18 protein-coding genes are annotated in these 17,518 nt (G+C 41.8%); 16 read left to right on the plus strand and 2 right to left on the minus strand.

Translation table 11 applies throughout. The annotated features are described in order from the left end of the window. Window positions 1-648 precede the first annotated feature (648 nt). Window positions 649-1,347: a hypothetical protein gene (locus QQK21_RS04895; protein ID WP_284191073.1), complete on the minus strand. Its 699-nt coding sequence runs from the start codon at window positions 1,345-1,347 to the stop codon at window positions 649-651. 366 nt (window positions 1,348-1,713) lie between these two features. On the opposite strand from QQK21_RS04895, the gene QQK21_RS04900 reads away from it, so the two are divergent. From QQK21_RS04900 to QQK21_RS04940, 9 genes are all read left to right on the plus strand, one after another. Beyond that, complete coding sequence (locus QQK21_RS04900) at window positions 1,714-2,673, plus strand: MBL fold metallo-hydrolase (RefSeq protein ID WP_284191074.1); 960 nt, start codon at window positions 1,714-1,716, stop codon at window positions 2,671-2,673. Continuing rightward, the gene (locus QQK21_RS04905; RefSeq protein WP_284191075.1) at window positions 2,663-2,977 is read left to right on the plus strand and encodes a hypothetical protein; all 315 of its coding nucleotides are present in this window, start codon (window positions 2,663-2,665) and stop codon (window positions 2,975-2,977) included. The genes QQK21_RS04900 and QQK21_RS04905 overlap by 11 nt, the downstream gene beginning before the upstream one ends. Continuing rightward, on the plus strand, window positions 2,965-3,831 hold the full coding sequence (locus QQK21_RS04910) for an MbnB/TglH/ChrH family RiPP precursor modification enzyme (protein ID WP_284191076.1): 867 nt from the start codon (window positions 2,965-2,967) through the stop codon (window positions 3,829-3,831). Before QQK21_RS04905 ends, QQK21_RS04910 begins: the two co-directional genes overlap by 13 nt. Then, on the plus strand, window positions 3,824-4,537 hold the full coding sequence (locus QQK21_RS04915) for a DUF2063 domain-containing protein (RefSeq protein ID WP_284191077.1): 714 nt from the start codon (window positions 3,824-3,826) through the stop codon (window positions 4,535-4,537). The genes QQK21_RS04910 and QQK21_RS04915 overlap by 8 nt, the downstream gene beginning before the upstream one ends. Before the next feature lie 2 nt (window positions 4,538-4,539). After that, on the plus strand, window positions 4,540-5,139 hold the full coding sequence (locus QQK21_RS04920) for an HvfX family Cu-binding RiPP maturation protein (RefSeq protein ID WP_284191352.1): 600 nt from the start codon (window positions 4,540-4,542) through the stop codon (window positions 5,137-5,139). A 69-nt stretch (window positions 5,140-5,208) separates the two neighbouring features. Continuing rightward, on the plus strand, window positions 5,209-6,786 hold the full coding sequence (locus tag QQK21_RS04925) for a cytochrome ubiquinol oxidase subunit I (RefSeq protein WP_284191078.1): 1,578 nt from the start codon (window positions 5,209-5,211) through the stop codon (window positions 6,784-6,786). A gap of 9 nt (window positions 6,787-6,795) precedes the next feature. Next, entirely contained in the window at window positions 6,796-7,932 is a 1,137-nt protein-coding gene (cydB, locus tag QQK21_RS04930; protein ID WP_284191079.1) for a cytochrome d ubiquinol oxidase subunit II, read from the plus strand. Window positions 7,933-7,941: 9 nt separating this feature from the next. Then, window positions 7,942-8,064, plus strand: coding sequence for a cytochrome bd-I oxidase subunit CydX (cydX, locus tag QQK21_RS04935; protein WP_284191080.1), 123 nt, complete (start codon window positions 7,942-7,944; stop codon window positions 8,062-8,064). A gap of 166 nt (window positions 8,065-8,230) precedes the next feature. Then, the gene (locus QQK21_RS04940; protein WP_284191081.1) at window positions 8,231-9,010 is read left to right on the plus strand and encodes a TSUP family transporter; all 780 of its coding nucleotides are present in this window, start codon (window positions 8,231-8,233) and stop codon (window positions 9,008-9,010) included. Here the strand turns inward: QQK21_RS04940 and QQK21_RS04945 are convergent. Then, entirely contained in the window at window positions 8,961-9,806 is an 846-nt protein-coding gene (locus tag QQK21_RS04945) for a LysR family transcriptional regulator (RefSeq protein WP_284191082.1), read from the minus strand. The two genes, QQK21_RS04940 and QQK21_RS04945, sit on opposite strands and share 50 nt — an antisense overlap. 385 nt (window positions 9,807-10,191) lie before the next feature. Between QQK21_RS04945 and QQK21_RS04950 the strand changes: the two genes are divergently transcribed. The 7 genes from QQK21_RS04950 to QQK21_RS04980 all read left to right on the plus strand — a co-directional run bounded on the left by QQK21_RS04950 (window position 10,192) and on the right by QQK21_RS04980 (window position 17,329). Next, entirely contained in the window at window positions 10,192-10,650 is a 459-nt protein-coding gene (locus tag QQK21_RS04950; RefSeq protein ID WP_284191083.1) for a hypothetical protein, read from the plus strand. A gap of 28 nt (window positions 10,651-10,678) precedes the next feature. Further along, the gene (locus QQK21_RS04955) at window positions 10,679-13,453 is read left to right on the plus strand and encodes a DUF4150 domain-containing protein (protein ID WP_284191084.1); all 2,775 of its coding nucleotides are present in this window, start codon (window positions 10,679-10,681) and stop codon (window positions 13,451-13,453) included. An 8-nt stretch (window positions 13,454-13,461) separates the two neighbouring features. Next, window positions 13,462-14,076, plus strand: coding sequence for an AHH domain-containing protein (locus QQK21_RS04960; RefSeq protein WP_284191085.1), 615 nt, complete (start codon window positions 13,462-13,464; stop codon window positions 14,074-14,076). Window positions 14,077-14,078: 2 nt separating this feature from the next. After that, a complete protein-coding gene (locus tag QQK21_RS04965) occupies window positions 14,079-14,714 on the plus strand; it encodes an imm11 family protein (protein WP_284191086.1) in 636 nt (211 codons plus the stop codon). 347 nt (window positions 14,715-15,061) lie between these two features. Then, window positions 15,062-15,682 (plus strand): imm11 family protein, encoded by a 621-nt coding sequence (locus QQK21_RS04970; protein ID WP_284191087.1) that lies wholly within the window; start codon window positions 15,062-15,064, stop codon window positions 15,680-15,682. 320 nt (window positions 15,683-16,002) lie between these two features. Next, window positions 16,003-16,575 (plus strand): hypothetical protein, encoded by a 573-nt coding sequence (locus tag QQK21_RS04975; protein WP_284191088.1) that lies wholly within the window; start codon window positions 16,003-16,005, stop codon window positions 16,573-16,575. 109 nt (window positions 16,576-16,684) lie between these two features. Beyond that, window positions 16,685-17,329: an imm11 family protein gene (locus QQK21_RS04980; protein WP_284191089.1), complete on the plus strand. Its 645-nt coding sequence runs from the start codon at window positions 16,685-16,687 to the stop codon at window positions 17,327-17,329. Window positions 17,330-17,518 lie beyond the last annotated feature (189 nt).

Below are 17,518 nucleotides of genomic sequence, written 5' to 3' on the forward strand. Positions count from 1 at the left end.
GAAATGGGTGATCGGATAATCCCGAAATAACTGATCGGAATGCTCCGAAATATGCAATTGATAGTATTCATTTATCTAAGAAGATGAAAAAAGATCATATTATCAATAAAAGGTCTATTTTAAGGTTGGATTTTTATTTTGCAGATAAACACCTAGGATATAGAGCGGCACTAGCGACATAAATGGAAAATAGATATAGATATCAGGTTCATTAAAATGAGCTGTAAAACTATTGGTTGATAAATATAAAAGGTAGGTGGAAAATACATTGATTAGGCAGAATAGATAAAGGAAATTATAATTAACGGTAAGTCTATCTGCCAGATAATAGCTTATTGCGCCAGACAATATATAGAATATACCTGCAATAATACAATCGAGTGTCCAAAAGTAGGGATCGTCAATATCTGTATACTGACAAATAAAGAAGAGTGTCAGGGTCATGCCCAAAGGAATCAATATCGTAGTGAAAAGATTAGCAGCAAAGATAAGTAAAAGTTTCAAAATTGTCATTATTTATTTTAATAATTGAAATTAAATACTATTACTATTTTATTTCGGTTGTCAAAAGGAAAAGCAACAAAAACTGAGCTTAAATTTACTGTCTATAAAGGAGCGCTAACTTAATAACGCTCTTTCAAAAATGGATTATTGAAGAATACAAGTGGTTCTAACAAAGGCATCATCAAATGTTTGGTAGACTAATCCATTATCCATATATGCAGATATATGTCCCACATAACCCATGCTGGACCATTCATCTTGGTTTCTAAATAGCTTATAAGACATATCTTGCTCGGATGTATACCAGCCTGATTGATTTAAAGAAAAGCTACCCCACTCAGCAAATAAGTAACCGAACATTCTGGCGGTTGGAAACAAGGCTATATCCTCAATTTTTGGCAGGCTTCCCCCCATATTACGGCAGTATTGTTCAGATTGAGAGAATGTTCTGATTAGGTTGTCAGGTTTGGAAAAGAACTTTGGATTGAATGCATAGCTAAAGCTAGCACCATCAGAATCTGAGATGAGCAATTTTATGTTGCCTTTGTCTTTGATAGTCACCACTGATTCTTCAACAACTACATTTCCTTCGGTGACCTCGACCGAATAGGGAGCCACACCACCAACAATATTCAGTTTCATTGTGGCGCCGCTAAACGCGGTTTTAGGTAAGCCAGAAGTGGCGCCATTGAGCTCAAGCTTTTTTCTCATTGGCGTGCCGTAGCTCATAATAATGGATTCAAGAGAAGGTGCATTTTCGTCTTTTGGTTGATAAAGCACATTATTGGCTAAACACATCTGGCTTGAAGCCAGTAAAGAGAAAACTAACGCTGTTTTTTTCATCGCAGGATTATCCTTTATGTTATTGGTTAAATTGGCTTTTTACACATAGGATAATATTGGTTTACTTCCAGTACGCCAGAATAATGCGTTAAAGCCTTGGCCCTATTCCACGCAATTGGTTTTATATCAAGGCAGAGGTAACAACTTTTTAATTTGCTTGTTTCTTGCCCATTTCTCTCTCTTTTTCGTTCAGTTTTATTGAACTAAAATTAAAATTATATAGATATATTTAACTATAAATATTAGATATCTTAGTTGAGTACTTTGACGGACATCAAAAACAAGTTGTTTTTCCTGCCCTAGTCGCTTCTTTGGATGCTCACCCAAAGAATATGAATAACAAAATGTCACTTACAGGTATTTGATATGAAACAGCCTTTAAAAGCGTTAATACTGGCTATGGGTTTATCTCTTGGTTCAGTCAACAGTTACGCTATTTCTCTTGAACCGCTTGATAAAGACTTTACGCTACAGCTCCTTGGTTCAGGTGGACCTATCTCCGATGATCTTCGCGCTTCCTCCGGTGAACTCATTTGGTGGAAAGGAAAATCGCGGGTGATGATCGACGCCGGTGGCGGAGTTTATCTAAGGTTTGGCCAAGCAGGAGGTAAGCTTGAGGATCTCGACTTTCTTGGTTTAACTCACTTTCACACCGATCACGCTGCTGATGTTCCTGCACTGCTCAAAGGTGGTTATTTTTTCAATCGTCAAGATCCTTTAGATATTGCAGGGCCTGAAGCAGGATCTACTTTTCCCAGTATGACTGGTTATATGAAAGCACTGTTTGATAGTGATAAAGGTGCTTATGCCTACCTCAATGGTTTATTTGATGGTAGCAATGGTCTGTTCCCCGTCACTATCACTGATGTGCCGTATAAGTCCTCACAAAAAACCAAGGTCTACCAGCAAGATGGGTTAACTATCTATGCGCTTGGTATTCCGCATGGTGATGTGCCTTGCTTAGCTTACCGTATTGAAAGTGAAGAGGGCGTGATGGTGATTTCCGCCGATCAAAATGGCAGTAATTCAGGTTTTGTCGATTTTGCCAAAGGTGCCGATATTCTTGTAATGCCAGTTGCAATAGATGAAGGCGCAGATGAAGAAGTGTCAGCCGTCATGCATTCTAAACCTTCGACTGTCGGTGAAATTGCCGCGCAAGTGAACCCCAAACTTTTAGTTCTCAATCATTGGATGGGCTTAAGCCTTAAGCTCAAATCTGAATCGATCAAGGTCGTAAAACAGTACTACCAAGGCCAAGTGATTGCCGGACGTGATTTATCTAGCTACCCCATGAGTGCAGTAAAGGAGATATCCAATGAACAATAAACTCGTTCTCTCAATTGCGATGACATCTGTGATTAGTTTGAATTCAGGCACGGTCTTTGCCGATGCTCAGAGCGAAGCACCTGTTAAATCATCCGTTATATCTCAAAAGACTGGTGGGTGTGCTGCGGGAAAATGTGGCACTGAAAAACGCTTTGAAAAGCAAGAATTGAAAGGCGATCCACAAGGCCGTTTAGTACGTGCCCGTGATGGCAAGTGTGGTGTGATGGGAGAAGGCATTAATCCTTCTGCTGAAACCATCAAGTTAACTCAAAGCAAAATCACAGGTGGCATATGCGGACAATAACCAATACATCAAAAGGGCTTGGACTGCGCAGTGAACATCTTGATTTACTGTGTCAGTTGCCTGAACACCCAGATATTGATTTTCTTGAGTTGGCACCAGAGAACTGGATGAATATTGGTGGTTTGAAGCGCGAGCAATTGCAAGATATTGCCCAAAAGTACCCTTTGGTTGCTCATGGGCTTAGCTTATCGATTGGGGATTGCCAGCCACTCAATGAACCTTTTGTCAGAGAGGTTGCGAGATTTCTCGATGAATTTAGTATCGATATATACAGCGAGCATTTGAGCTTCTCTAGAGACAGTCAAGGTTACCTGTATGAGTTATTACCGATACCAAGACAAAAAGAGAATATTGCTTATCTAGTTGAACGCATTCAAAGGGTCCAAGATTTGATTCAACGGCCGATTGCGCTAGAAAATATCTCTTATTACCACAGCTATGGCGATGAAATACCAGAGGGAGAGTTTATCGCTGAGGTATGTGACAGAAGTGGCTGTGAGCTGTTATTGGATATCAACAATGTGTATGTAAACAGCCAGAATCACAATTATTGTCCATACCAAATGCTCAATACTTTACCCAGTGAGGCGATACGCTATTGCCACATTGCTGGTCATCTTAAAGAAAGAGATGGTTTCTTGCTCGACACACACGGCACTCCAGTTCCTGACCAAGTATTGTATTTAGCGCGCTACACCTATGGTGTTCACGGCAGTAAACCTTTGCTTCTAGAGCGGGATCAAAATATGCCATCACTGCTAGTACTCGCTGAAGAATTGCGCAGTATTCATGGTGAAATACTGGAATTTGGTCAAACGCTTGAAGGGCTTTGTAAGGAGTTAGTCAATGCTTAACCCTCCTAGTCAAATGCAGCTACAAACACAACGGTTAGCTACAATGATACGTCTGCCAAGTAAGCAGAGTACAGAGTGCCGCTACAGTGAATTTATTCGCGATAATGTTCTGGCGGTGGTGACGACCACATTTCCATTGTTTTACGCTCAATTTTCTCACCAGCAGCTTGCTTGTATGCTTGATGGGTTTATGGCTAAACATGGAGCGTTTGAGGCTGAATTTCACCAAATAGCGACCGAATTTGTGCGGTTTTTGCAAAAAGAACAAAGCAATAGTACTGACTTTGTTTCACCACAACAACTGGCACTACTCGAATACGAGTGGGTTACTTTTTGTGTGGAGATTGACGCTAATAGCAGCAAAATAACCGATTTTAATTCTAAAGACGATAGTCTGCAGCTGAACCCTACATTAAAGCTCACTCAAGTTCCTTTCTTAGTTCATCAGGATTCGGTGACTTTTTTAACCTCTGATCGTCATTTAGTGTTTTATGGCGTATTTCGTAATCAAGAACATCATATTGTATCGCAAAGACTGAGAAATATAGATCTTGCTTTGATTCAATTATTGATAGAGCAGCCGGATTTAACGCCAGCTCAGCTACAACAAGTCGTGAATCAGAAAAATATCCATTTTAACGTGATTGAATGGGTACAACATTTTAGTGAATTGGGGCTTATTAACCGCCAATTCTTAGGAGAATAATGATGATTAAATCAGCCCTTAATTGGTTCGACGGTTTAGTCGAAAAGTGTCAAAAATATGATTATTTGGCTTTATTGGCTCTTCGCCTTTACTTAGTTCCAGCTATTTACGTTGGAGCTCGTTCTAAGGTGCTTGGGTTTTCCGGTACTGTTGCTTTATTTGGGGGTTCTACGGCTGATGGCGGCTTAAACCTTCCTTTTCCTGAAGTTCTTGCATTTCTTGCCGCGGCAACCGAAGTTTTAGGGGTTATTTGTATTGCTCTGGGACTTTTTACCAGAGTGATGGCCATTCCGATGATCTTCTTGATGACTGTGGCCAGCAGTTTAGTGCATTGGAAGCACGGTTGGGATGCGATTGCCACCAGCAGCATGGAGTCCACTGTAAGATTGAACGGGTTTTTGGAATGGTTGGCAACCAACTTCCCAGGTCGGTTCAACTACATTACAGAGCTTGGTGATCCTGTGATGTTAAATAATGGAATGGAGTTTGCGATAACCTATTTTGTTATGCTGATTGTCCTGTTTTTCTACGGCGGTGGCCGATATGTGAGCCTAGATTACTGGCTACGTAAACGAATCAACGCAACTCCAGCCAAAGCCTAACCACACCTTCATTAAATCGACTAATCCTCTTTACCTAACCCGCTGTTTGTGCAGCGGGAAGGAGTTTCTATGTTCGCAGATGTTGTTGAATTGTCTCGATTTCAGTTCGCAAGTACCGCTCTTTATCATTTTATTTTTGTCCCGCTAACGATTGGTTTGTCTTTCCTGCTTGCCGTTATGGAGTCCTTGTATGTGATGACAGGTAAAACAGTCTACAAGGATATGACCAAGTTTTGGGGTAAGTTATTTGGAATTAACTTTGCTGTCGGTGTAGCAACGGGTTTAACCATGGAGTTCCAGTTTGGTACCAATTGGGCGTATTTCTCCCACTATGTTGGGGATATTTTTGGTGCACCGCTTGCCATAGAAGCGCTGATAGCTTTCTTTCTCGAATCAACCTTAGTGGGGATGTTTTTCTTCGGCTGGGAACGTTTAACTAAGCGCCAGCACTTATCGGCTACTTGGTTAATGGCCTTAGGTTCCAATTTCTCAGGACTTTGGATTTTAATGGCGAATGGCTGGATGCAAAACCCAGTCGGAGCTGAATTTAATTATCAAACTATGCGTATGGAGATGGTCGACTTTGCACAAGTGGTGTTTAACCCAGTGACACAGGTGAAGTTTGTCCATACCGTTGCGGCAGGCTACACCACAGGTGCTCTTTTTATTATGGGCATCAGCGCCTATTACCTGCTTAAGGGACGAGATCTTCCCTTTGCTCGGCGTTCTTTCGCCATAGCTTCTGCATTTGGGATGGCGGCAATTTTATCGACAGTGCTGCTTGGAGATGAATCTGGATACGAGCTTGGTGATGTTCAACAAGTTAAACTGGCTGCGATTGAATCTGAGTGGAACACCGAAGAAGCACCTGCTTCATTCACTTTATTTGGTCTGCCAAACCAAGACACCATGGAAACGGATTACGCAATTAAGATTCCCTATTTGATGGGGATAATTGCCACGCGATCTTTGGATAAACCCGTCACGGGGATTAAAGATCTTATGGCTCAAAATGAACAGCGGATTCGCTCGGGCATGCAGGCGTATGGCTTATTAGAGAAACTTAGAGCAGGTAATGATCAACCGGATGTGATCGCTCAATTTGATGAAATTAAACAAGATCTTGGCTATGGCTTACTGCTAAAAAAATACACAGACAAGGTGGTGGATGCCACCGATAGCCAAGTTAAGCTAGCTGCTCAAGATACCATACCGCAAGTTGCGCCCTTATTTTGGAGCTTTCGCATTATGGTAGCCAGTGGCGTTCTGATGTTTGTCATTATAGGACTGTCTTTTGTTCAGGTTTGCCGACAAAAAATCGAATCTAATCGATGGCTATTAAGAGCTGCACTCTGGGTGATTCCTGTTCCTTTTATTGCCTGTGAAGCCGGTTGGTTTGTCGCTGAATATGGACGTCAGCCTTGGGCCATTGGTGAGGTGTTGCCTGTCAATATCGCCGTATCTGATCTTACACCGAGTGATATTTGGATCTCTTTGGGTTTTGTGTTTGTTCTCTACAGCATATTTTTGTGTATCGAAGCCTTCTTGATGGTGAAATTTGCCAAACGTGGCCCAAGTGTCTTGAAAACTGGGCGTTATCACTTCGAGCGTGAACAATCATTACAGACCATGATGAAGCAAAGTTAGGGAGAGGATATGTTTGATTATGATACTTTGCGCCTTTTTACTTGGGTGGTAATTGGTGTGCTGTTGATCGGTTTTGCGATTGCAGACGGCTTTGATATCGGGGTGGCTGCGCTGTTGCCTATGTTAGGAAAAAATAACCTTGAACGTCGAGTGATGATTAATACCATCGCGCCGCATTGGGATGGCAATCAGGTATGGCTTATTACGGCGGGTGGGGCCATTTTTGCGGTTTGGCCTCTGGTATATGGGGCGGCGTTTTCAAGTTTTTATCTTGCGATGATCTTTGTACTCGCCACATTATGGTTACGTCCTATTGGTATGGACTATCGAGCAAAAATAGACAGTCCTAAGTGGCGCACTGCCTGTGACATGGCTTTGTTTGTTAGTGGTGTCATTCCTCCGATTATTTTCGGTGTTGGTTTTGGTAACTTGCTTGTTGGAGTGCCATTTGAATTGAATCCTTTGCTTATGCTCGATTATCAAGGTGGATTGTTTGATTTGTTAACGCCACTGCCCATCTTATGTGGGTTAGTCAGCCTGAGTATGACCGTGACTCAAGGCGCGACATTTTTGCAAATGAAAACCAAAGATGTCCTGCGCATGCGCGCGCAAAAAGTAGCATCCTATAGCGCGGTGACGACAATTTTATTGTTTGTTTTAGGCGGTTTTATGGCTTCTTCACAGCCAGGTTACACGATTATCGGCACCTTGGTAAAAGATGCGGCATCGAATCCACTCAATAAACAAGTCGTTAGTGATGCGGGCGAACTATTACACAACTTTCGCGACTTTCCCTTACTTTGGCTAATCCCCATCAGTGCCATAGTAAGCTTGATATTAAGTGTTTTGGCGAGTGCTTATCAACGTGCTGGCTTGGCGTTTAGCCTATCAAGTGTGGCGATTGCAAGTATCATCATCACTGCAGGTGCGGCGTTATTCCCGATGATTATGCCATCGAGCATGAATCCATCGCACAGTTTGACTTTGTGGGATGCTACGTCGAGTCAAAAAACGCTCAGCATCATATCCGTTGTTGCGATTGTGGTTGTGCCGGTCATCTTGAGCTATACCGCTTGGTGTTACTACAAGATGTTTGGGCGTTTGGATAATGATTATGTGCAAAACAATAGCTCATCACTCTATTAGGGAGGCTTTATGTGGTATATGTGTTGGGTGCTAGGCATATTACTCGCCTGCGCTTTCGGTGTTATCAATGGCTTGTGGTTGGAAAATATAGGCTTTTTTGACCGAGATAAACTTGAGAATGAGATCAGCTAGCCACTGCTTTTTATTGTGAGAGTGGGGGGCGGTAATGGCCAGCGACCTTGTGCTTTTTAAATCATGAAAAAAAGGAATAGGTCAATATCGGGACTTTCCTTATGTGAGTCTAAATTGAGGTGATATGTTTATTGTCATTAGTATTAGTGATTAACAAGTTCTCGATATGGATATCTCATTTGAAATATTAGCGTTACTTTTTTTTGTCGCCAGCGTCGCAGGCTTTATTGATGCTATGGCTGGCGGGGGAGGGCTACTGACCTTACCTGCTCTGCTTGCGGCGGGGGTTCCGCCGACTCAGGCACTGGCGACCAATAAGCTGCAAAGCTCATTTGGAAGCTTCTCGGCGAGCTGGTTTTTTATTCGCAATGGTGTTGTGAGCCTTAAGGAGATGCGCCTTGCCATTGGCTGCACTTTTATTGGTGCAGCGATTGGCGCGCAAGCGGTGCAGTATATTGATGCAGGCGTTTTGACCAGCCTAATCCCCATCTTGCTGCTAGCGATTTCATTGTACTTTTTATTTATGCCTAAAGCCAAAGCTGACTCGGGGGAAGCCAAGTTATCAGAGGCGATGTTTGCCCTGTGTGTTGGCGGTGGTGTCGGATTTTATGATGGCTTTTTTGGTCCCGGAACTGGCTCCATTTTTACCGTCTGTTTTGTCGTTATTGGTCAATTTTCTTTGGTCACCGCTACCGCTCGAACTAAGGTGCTTAACTTTACCTCGAATATTGCTGCGCTGCTGTTTTTCATTCTAGCGGGCCTGCCTATTTGGCAACTTGGCTTGGTGATGGCAGCTGGTGGCTTTTTCGGTGCTCGCCTTGGCGCTAAAGTGGTGGTCACCAAAGGGCAGAAATGGATTCGGCCTTTAGTCATCACCATGTCTATGGTGATGGCGGTTAAATTGCTTTGGCAACAGCATCACCAATGGTTGTTATCAATGTTTTAATTCTGGGTGATTGATAGACATTTTGTCTGACGCAAATGTGGATGGGGCGAATAAGGTGTGCAAGTTCAGCAAAGCGAAAGCAGTATCGCTCGGAAATATTCAAGGCTTTGATGATTGAGTTAGGAACGAGCGCCGGTGCCGTACCACCAAGAGCAAGCTGAGCGGCGGCGGTATAAGCGTCCATTTCCATAATGGGTGTGATATGGAACTTGTCGAGCGTTTGTCGCTGATAACTGTTGGCTGGGTTGGTTAAATCATTGGTAATAATGCTACTTGGTAGTTGATGCAATGGCTTATCCGATACAATTGCGAACGGTTCGTCAGCCAAATGAAACGTAAGTAAGCCATGATGGGCTGGTATGAGACCGGCGCACAGGCCCAAAGTGGCTTTACCCGATTGAACATGTTCGATAATTCGCGGGGTGTGATTGGTGGTGATGGTCAAAAAGGCATCGTGTTTTATGTAATCTGCGATGGTTTTACCAAGATAGCCGGCAATCAGGGATTTTGAGCTGTCTAAAGTTATCCATGAGGTATCTTGCAGAGTTTGCTGTTCATAAATAAGGCCGCGAAGCTCGTTAAATGAAGGCCCAATACTGTCAATTAAGGCCTGCCCATACGGTGTCAGTTTGATTGAGCGGCCGCAAGGCTCAATCAATTTCTTACCCAACTTCTTTTCTAAATTTGCAATCCGCTTACTGACCGCCGATTGGCTGATATACAGCAAACTTCCGGTTCGGCTCATGGTTTTTGCTTTGCTCAGCACCAGCAGAGTTTCAATGCCTTCAAGTAACATGACTAACGTTGAAAAATAGGAATGAATAACTCAATGTAGCGCAATTGGACTCAGTTTGATAGTTAAGCGATGGACACCGTCTGTCATTGAATGAGGCCATCTTCGCACTCGCTTGGTATTAATATTGGCTGGGTGAATTCTAGATGATTTATTTATTTCAATTGTTTATTGTGATTGTTATCACAAGAACTAAAGGTTTTTCAACTGCTTGTTTAGACAAAAACACTGGCTTGATCGGCGTTATTTTTCCCCATTCGTCTTTTTATCTGTGCATTTAGTTTAATGACTATTCAATGTGTCGGTAGTGGCTGTTTTTGTGCAAGTGTGTTGTGTTTTTGGCCAGTGATATATTGCCAATGGATTCATATGAACAGAGGAAGTCGTGATGACATCGCAAATCGCATCATCGGGTAGCCAAAGAGTCAGATTGGTGAGTATTGGCTGGGTAAAAGGAATTCATTCTGATAATCAGCATCTTGTTATTGATTTTATGGGCAACACGAGCCAAGAGCCTGTGCTTGCGGCTATTGGCCGAGCTTTTACTCGTGCGCAAATCAATATGGCAATAGACAACGAACTTGATTGTCGAATCGAATTTATTGGTGATGATCTTGCCTGTCCAATTCTAACCGACGTGTATCTTTCGCTGATGGCCAAAGATGAATTAATCATCAGTGCAGATCGTGTGGTACTTGAGGGTAAAGAAGAGGTCGTCATAGGCTCTGGCTCAACCGAGACTAAATTCAGTGGTAACGATGGTCGCATTAAGACGAAAGCCGACTATATCACCAGCAATGCCGAAAAATCGAACAAGATCCGAGGCGCCAAGGTCACCTTAAACTAGGGCGATTGAATGTAATCAAGGAGTAATCATGTCTGTTACTATCAATGCAAATGGACTGAGTATCGTTCATAAAGGCTCTGGTGGTGAGGCAAACGCGACCTTGCCGGATGTCTGTTTGACAACGGTTGGGCCTTCTGTTGTGCCTATCCCATACGGCAATAATGCCAAATCAGCGGATTTGGTTGATGGTACAACCACGGTTAGCGCCGATGGTGGTAACAGTATTGCGCTCAAAGGCAGTAAATTTGCTAAGAGTACCGGTGATGCTGGCGGTGATAAAAAAGGCGTCTCATCTGGCACCATCGAAGCCGAAGCCGAGTTTATTTCTGCCTCACCCAATGTCTTTATTGAAGGCAAAGGCGTTGCCCGCTTGTCTGATCAAATGACGATGAACAAAGCCAACACTATGTGTTTGGGCGGCGTTCAAAATCCGCCCGTGACCGTCACGGAAGAAGAAGAAGGCACTTACACCGTTTATGTTAAAGCCCGATACCCAGACGGTATCTTGCTAAAAAATGCCGAGTTTGCAATTACTGACGCCTCAGGTATACCGGTTTCTGCGGGCTTTTTTGACATGGCGGGCAAAAGTAAGGTGTCAGGGTTAAAACGCGGCCAAATAAAAATTTTTGCGCAAGAAAGTGTTAATGACTTTGTCGTAACACCTGTTCGCATCAATAACCCACACTATTTGCCTGAGTACTTAGATGATGCTTTTTTTGACTCTGTGTCCAAAGGGCAACAACTGTTTTGGCATCCGAACCGCGTCGCACCGCCTGTGGAAGGCTGGGGCACCATGGGCAAAAGTCTCACCGCCGATCGCTACTTTGCTGAGATGGTGAAAGCGGAAACCCAATCTCACTTTGCGCTGCGCCATCCAGAGTTTAAATATACTCTCTTGGCTGAGTCTTTAGTGGCGGGCATCGAGAGTTTGGTCGATGAAAGCTTTGATGCTCTATTAGTACAGGCTCTGCCTATGGTGGTGGAAGAAGGTGAGCTGTTGTCGGTGCTGTTTCGTTTACCCAAGCATGAAACCACAGATCGTATGCTGGCGTACATGCGCGCAAGGGGTAAAGGTAACCCGCAAACCTTCCTTAATGAGTATCCGTGGCAGCAAACCAAAAACCTGCTTAATGGCGAGATTGAACGTTTGCTTGGCAAGGTGAAAAGTCGCATCGAGTCGCTGCAACAAGAAGCCAGTCGCCTTAATTATGTCTATCTTTCCGCTGATATTTACGCCAAGCACATCAAAACCATCGACACCTATACCAAGGCATTATCGGATAAATTGGCGCAAGCCTTTACTCGCTTAGAAGATAAGTCGAAGCAATTGATGAGCAATACCTTAGGCGTGTCGGTCATTCAAGCAGCCGACAATATCTACTCCGCTGAAGCAGGTACCATAGAAGTGGTGGTCAATACCCTGCCTAAAATCGACCTTGAGGAGCAGAAGTGGGTTAAAGTACGGGCTATATATTCAGACCTTTGGCAAACACCGATTTATGCGCAAAATCTAACAGTGACGACCAATTCTGTATTGCATGAAGAAAATGTTGCGCTAAATGCGTTACCTGCTCGTAGTACCGAGTCCGAGAGTATTGAGTTGGCTAATGAAACCCAACAAATTGAAGGCGGTGTGGCGGTATTTAACACTCTAAAACCCAATACCAATACCGTTACCGTTGAATTTGTTGGTGAACCGGGTATAGAAAAGCAGATCAGTAATATTCAAGAAAGCGTAGAGGCTAGCCTAGATGGTGCCTACAACGCACTGGTCGATGATATGCAAGGTTTTCGACAGCAATGGGATGAAAAGGGTTATTGGACTCTAGGTGATGGCGTGATTGACGGCGCTAAAGCTTGGGGAGCGGATATCGTTGATATGTTATCGCCCAGTTTTTGGGGGGATGCCGCCGACACCATTTCAGACTTGTCTTCTTCAGCCATAGATAAGCTGGCGATTTATTCGGCCGATAAATTCAACGCCATTACTAAGGCAATGCTTAATGAAAAGGGGCAGCTTAACAATCCGACTTGGGTATTAGAAACCTTAGGCAGAGAGTTTGATTCATTCCAAGACAGCGTTTTCCAATCGGTCGATGAGGCCATTGAAGAAGTGGGGCAGTTGTATGCTGAAAGCCAAGATGTGGTGCGAAAGTTAGAATGTATTGCTAAACATCGCCAGACAATTTTAGCGCTTCCGCAGAAAATTTCTAATGGTGATGTCGATGCGGTTCAAACCTTTGTTGATACCGTATTAATGGAGCTTGATCCAGAGTGGGCGATGGAAGTTAAGGGGCATGAGCAATTTCCTAGAGCCATGGCCATTATCGAAGACCACGATACGATTCTCACGTATGTCACTTACCTGTCTTTAATGCTAGAGGCTATTCCGCCCAATTTCTATTTCTACTACGGCGGCAAAGCAGGTACTTACTTACTGCTTGAACTTGTTCTTACCATAGTGCTGGCGATTTTTACCCTAGGTACAGGCGCTGCGGCTCGCATTGCCACCTTGGTTGCTCGCTTGGCTGTAGGGGCGAAAAAAGTGAAAGGGATTCGAAATGCCGCCAAAGCATTAGATTCATTTATTAAAGCGCTAGAGAGCTTAATTGATGTGCTGGCCGATTATCAAGAGCTGGCCGAAAAGCTGGTTAAACGCCCACTTGGGAAATTTAAAGGCAAGCCTGTCATGACGATGACCGCCAAAAAGAAAGCCGTTAAACGCGATGCTAGCTGCCGGCTTTGTCATTCCAATCAACACAAAACACCGCGTGTTAAACGAGGTGAGTTAGAGTATATTTAAGGTGCAAAATGGGATATAGAGAGGCTGTATTGGAGCCGGCTGAAAGCGATCCAAGTCATCCAATAAACCATGGTTTTAAGATGCAGGTACACCACCTTTTATCGAAGCAAGGCGTTAAAAAAACAGGTGATGGCCCCAAATTAAAGTCTTACGGCTATGATATTAATTTGCCAGGCAATTTGGTCGCTTTACCTTGCACTTTGGAAGGTGCGTGTCATTTACAAGTCCAACTACATAGAGGCAATCACCCTGCTGTTATTGATACTAATGATAATGATGGAGAGCATCCCAAAACTTACCATAAATTTGTTACCAAGCGAGTAAAAGGCGCCTATAAGACCATAAGTAAGCGTTGTGAAAATCAGGATAATCCTGGTATTCAGCGTTATATGGACTACCACAGCTTGTTGATATTACGTAAGATTCGTAGTTTTGAGTTGCCCTTAACTAATGTTGCCGAAGCTTTTAAGCGGGGCGGAGTGGGGTGCTTGGGCGCGACAACTGTTCCAGAGCTAAGGTTAAAGTTAGAGGCGAACCCCAAAGAGTGTACATGCAAGGGAAGAAAACATGATAAATTCAGTTCCTTCACAGAAATACCCTATAACCTAGAACGAGGAAAATAGCTTTGAGTGCGTTGAATATTTATGATGAGTCTTATTACATTATTTTTTCTGATGATGACTTTGAAGAGTATGATAATGACTTAACACCAACTCAATATACGGCCAATACTCATTGGGGTTTTGAAAAGCTGACCTTTGGTATAAAGCCACTTACCTTTGTCTCCGATAATGATAATTTGGACTTTTTGCAGCAAGATTACGCAATCGCATTTAATGTGCCGAATTTTGTTGTTACCTCAAAATTAAAAGAGTTACTTGAAGATGGCCTTTACGGCAGTCAGTTTTTTCCAGCAATTATCCAAGATGAGAACAATAATTCGGTTGAAGGGCTCTGGGCACTGAATACTTTTGAAGACCTAGACTGTGTTGATTTTAAAAGAAGCCAATATTTTATGCCAGGGGATGGTACCACAGAAATTGATGGTTTTAGTATTAAACCCGATATGGATAATTACCGATTTCGAGAAGATGTATTCGATGCGATTCCAGAAAGTGAACGTTTAATATTCCAAGTTGGAAATACAACTTCAGGAGAAATTTTCTTTCATCAAAAAGTTGTCGATATTTTTAAAAAGCATGATGTTAAAGGTATTCGCTTTTTTAAAGCGAGTGAGTATCATGTCGGTGATGAATTCTAGCGATTCTAGATTGGTATGCTTACTTAATTTCAAATTATAATGCAAAGGGGATAACTCTCCTTTGTATTGAGTTTTTATAAGCCTTAGCGTATTTCCAACTCGATTAATAAAGTCTCACCCACTTACTTGAGCATCAAGGATTTGAGTTTTATTCTTTGGGTAAGTTTGAACTAAACAGCGGCGCACGATGGAATAAAAAACCATTACATACCAAAATACAAGATGGGCACCTAAGGTAGGACAATGAGTCAATATAACGATCAGCGCTATTTTTTATTTAAAAGCTACGATGAAGACTAATAAACAACTTGGCAAGAGGAAAATAACTTTGAGTGCGTTAAATATTTATGATGAATCCTATTATATTTCCAGACTATGAACTAGAAGACTACGACATAGATCTTACTCCTACTCAATATACGGCCGATACTGATTGGGATTTTAAAAAGCAGACCTTTGGTATAAAGCCACTTACCTTTGTCTCCGATAATGATAATGTGGAATTTTTGCAGCAAGATTACGCTCTAGCATTTAACGGAAATAAATTTGTAGTCACAAAAAAAATTAAAGAGCTGCTTGAAGATGGCCTTTACGGCAGTCAGTTTTTTCCAGCAGTTATTCAAGATGAGAACAATAATTCGGTTGAAGGACTCTGGGCACTGAATACATTTCAACGCTTAGATTGTGTTGATTTTAAAAGAAGCCAATATTTTATGCCAGGGGATGGAACCACAGAAATTGATGGTTTTGCAATTAGACCTCATATGAGTAATTACCGATTTCGAGAAGATGTGTTTGATGCAATCCCTGAAAGCGAGCGCTTAATTTTTCAGGTTGGAAATACAACAACAGGAGAAATTTTCTTTCATCAAAAAGTTGTCGATCTTTTTAAAAAGCATGATGTTAAAGGTATTCGCTTTTTTAAAGCGAGTGAGTATCATGTCGGTGATCAATTCTCACGATTTTAAATCAGTATACTCGCTCAAATTAAATTTTGAATGCAAAGGGGAGAACTCTCCTTTGTATTGGGTTTTTATAAGCCTTAGCGTATTTCCAACTCGCTTAATAAGGTATTACGCACTTACTTTATCATCAAGGTTTGGAATTTTATTCTATTGTTAAGTTTGAACTAAACAGCGGCGCACGATGGAATAAAAAACCATTACATACCAAAATACAAGATGGGCACCTAAGGTAGGACAATGAGTCAATATAACAGTCAATACTATATTGTATTTAAAAGCTATGATGAAAACACTTTGTACCTAAAACTGCAAAAGCATTCAGAATGAAATACGATCAAGAGTACTACATTATCAGCCCAGACTTTGATATTGAAGGGTATTCAGTAATACCTTCTGATTCTACTGGTCTGCGCAGGTTTCATTACCGCGAACTTGTCTATGGTGAACCGGCTTTAAGATTTAGCACTAAGAATGGTCAACAGTTAGGTGATGATATACCAATGTTGTTTTGTACGCCTAGCTTTATCATATCTGAAGATCTAAAAGAAATTTTTGATGATAGTGTTTATGGAGGAAAACTATACCCTGCAATAATAAATGATACCATGCACCATTATCTTCTTATTAATATCTATGACTCTCTTGACTGTTGGGATAGAGAGCGCTCAGTCTATGAGATTGATGATCCTGATGATGAAGCACATGTTATTAAATACAGCTTAAATAGCGCAATTCTCGATAAGATCCCTGAGTCAAAGAGGCTAATCTTCAAGATGGGAGGAGATGATTTAGCTCCGGTAGTCGTTCATAAAACCATCAAGAGAAAACTGGAACAAAAAATACCCTACCTCAAATTCTATTGTATTGAAAGCTATGAGCTTGGAGATGAATACTAGAGAGAAAGTTATCTTATCGAATTGCAAGGTGTAGAATGCCAAACAAGCTAGTCACCCGAGTTAAAGCCGTTGGTATGCCTTGCCGGTATAGAGAAAGAGGAAAATAGCCTTGAGTGCGTTCAATATTTATGATGAATCCTATTATATTATTTTTTCTGATGATGAGTTTGAAGAGTATGATAATGACTTAACACCAACTCAATATACGGCCGATACTGATTGGGATTTCAAAAAGCTGACCTTTGGTATAAAGCCACTTACCTTTGTCTCTGATAATGATAATGTGGACTTTTTACAGCAAGATTACGCAATAGCATTTGACGTTCCGAGTTTTGTGGTTACAAAAAAACTTAAAGAGCTGCTTGAAGATGGCCTTTACGGCAGTCAGTTTTTTCCAGCAATTATCCAAGATGAGAACAATAATGCTGTTGAAGGACTTTGGGCACTGAATATATTTCAACGCTTAGATTGTGTTGATTTTAAAAGAAGCCAATTTTTTATGCCGGGTGATGGTACCAAAGAAATTGATGGTTTTGGTATTAAACCCGATATGGATAATTATCGATTTCGAGAAGATGTATTCGATGCGATTCCAGAAAACGAACGCTTAATTTTTCAGGTTGGAAATACAACAACAGGAGAAATTTGCTTTCATCAAAAAGTTGTTGATATTTTTAAAAAGTATGATATTAAAGGTATTCGCTTTTTTAAAGCGAGTGAGTATCATGTCGGCGATGAGTTTAATGTTTTTTAAGCGGTATGCTTGCTCAATTCAATTTCAAATGCAAAGGGGAGAACTCTCCTTTGTATTGAGTTTTTATAAGCCTTAGCGTATTTCCAACTCGATTAATAAAGTCTCACCCACTTACTTGAGCATCAAGGATTGGAATTTTATTCTTTGGGTAAGTTTGAACTAAACAGCGGCGCACGATGGAATAAAAAA

It is taken from the genome of Vibrio zhanjiangensis (assembly GCF_030161235.1).
Taxonomy (GTDB): Bacteria; Pseudomonadota; Gammaproteobacteria; order Enterobacterales; family Vibrionaceae; genus Vibrio; species Vibrio zhanjiangensis.

Excerpts from the sequence above, each read along its gene's own strand:
- cydX (WP_284191080.1), top strand. The coding sequence starts at position 7,942 with ATGTGGTATATGTGTTGGGTGCTAGGCATATTACTCGCCTGCGCTTTC.
- QQK21_RS04905 (WP_284191075.1), top strand. The coding sequence starts at position 2,663 with ATGAACAATAAACTCGTTCTCTCAATTGCGATGACATCTGTGATTAGT.
- QQK21_RS04910 (WP_284191076.1), top strand. The coding sequence starts at position 2,965 with ATGCGGACAATAACCAATACATCAAAAGGGCTTGGACTGCGCAGTGAA.
- QQK21_RS04940 (WP_284191081.1), top strand. The coding sequence starts at position 8,231 with ATGGATATCTCATTTGAAATATTAGCGTTACTTTTTTTTGTCGCCAGC.
- QQK21_RS04955 (WP_284191084.1), top strand. The coding sequence starts at position 10,679 with ATGTCTGTTACTATCAATGCAAATGGACTGAGTATCGTTCATAAAGGC.
- QQK21_RS04975 (WP_284191088.1), top strand. The coding sequence starts at position 16,003 with ATGAAATACGATCAAGAGTACTACATTATCAGCCCAGACTTTGATATT.
- QQK21_RS04900 (WP_284191074.1), top strand. The coding sequence starts at position 1,714 with ATGAAACAGCCTTTAAAAGCGTTAATACTGGCTATGGGTTTATCTCTT.
- QQK21_RS04895 (WP_284191073.1), bottom strand. The coding sequence starts at position 1,347 with ATGAAAAAAACAGCGTTAGTTTTCTCTTTACTGGCTTCAAGCCAGATG.
- QQK21_RS04960 (WP_284191085.1), top strand. The coding sequence starts at position 13,462 with ATGGGATATAGAGAGGCTGTATTGGAGCCGGCTGAAAGCGATCCAAGT.
- QQK21_RS04915 (WP_284191077.1), top strand. The coding sequence starts at position 3,824 with ATGCTTAACCCTCCTAGTCAAATGCAGCTACAAACACAACGGTTAGCT.
- cydB (WP_284191079.1), top strand. The coding sequence starts at position 6,796 with ATGTTTGATTATGATACTTTGCGCCTTTTTACTTGGGTGGTAATTGGT.
- QQK21_RS04950 (WP_284191083.1), top strand. The coding sequence starts at position 10,192 with ATGACATCGCAAATCGCATCATCGGGTAGCCAAAGAGTCAGATTGGTG.
- QQK21_RS04970 (WP_284191087.1), top strand. The coding sequence starts at position 15,062 with ATGATGAATCCTATTATATTTCCAGACTATGAACTAGAAGACTACGAC.
- QQK21_RS04945 (WP_284191082.1), bottom strand. The coding sequence starts at position 9,806 with ATGTTACTTGAAGGCATTGAAACTCTGCTGGTGCTGAGCAAAGCAAAA.
- QQK21_RS04925 (WP_284191078.1), top strand. The coding sequence starts at position 5,209 with ATGTTCGCAGATGTTGTTGAATTGTCTCGATTTCAGTTCGCAAGTACC.
- QQK21_RS04920 (WP_284191352.1), top strand. The coding sequence starts at position 4,540 with ATGATTAAATCAGCCCTTAATTGGTTCGACGGTTTAGTCGAAAAGTGT.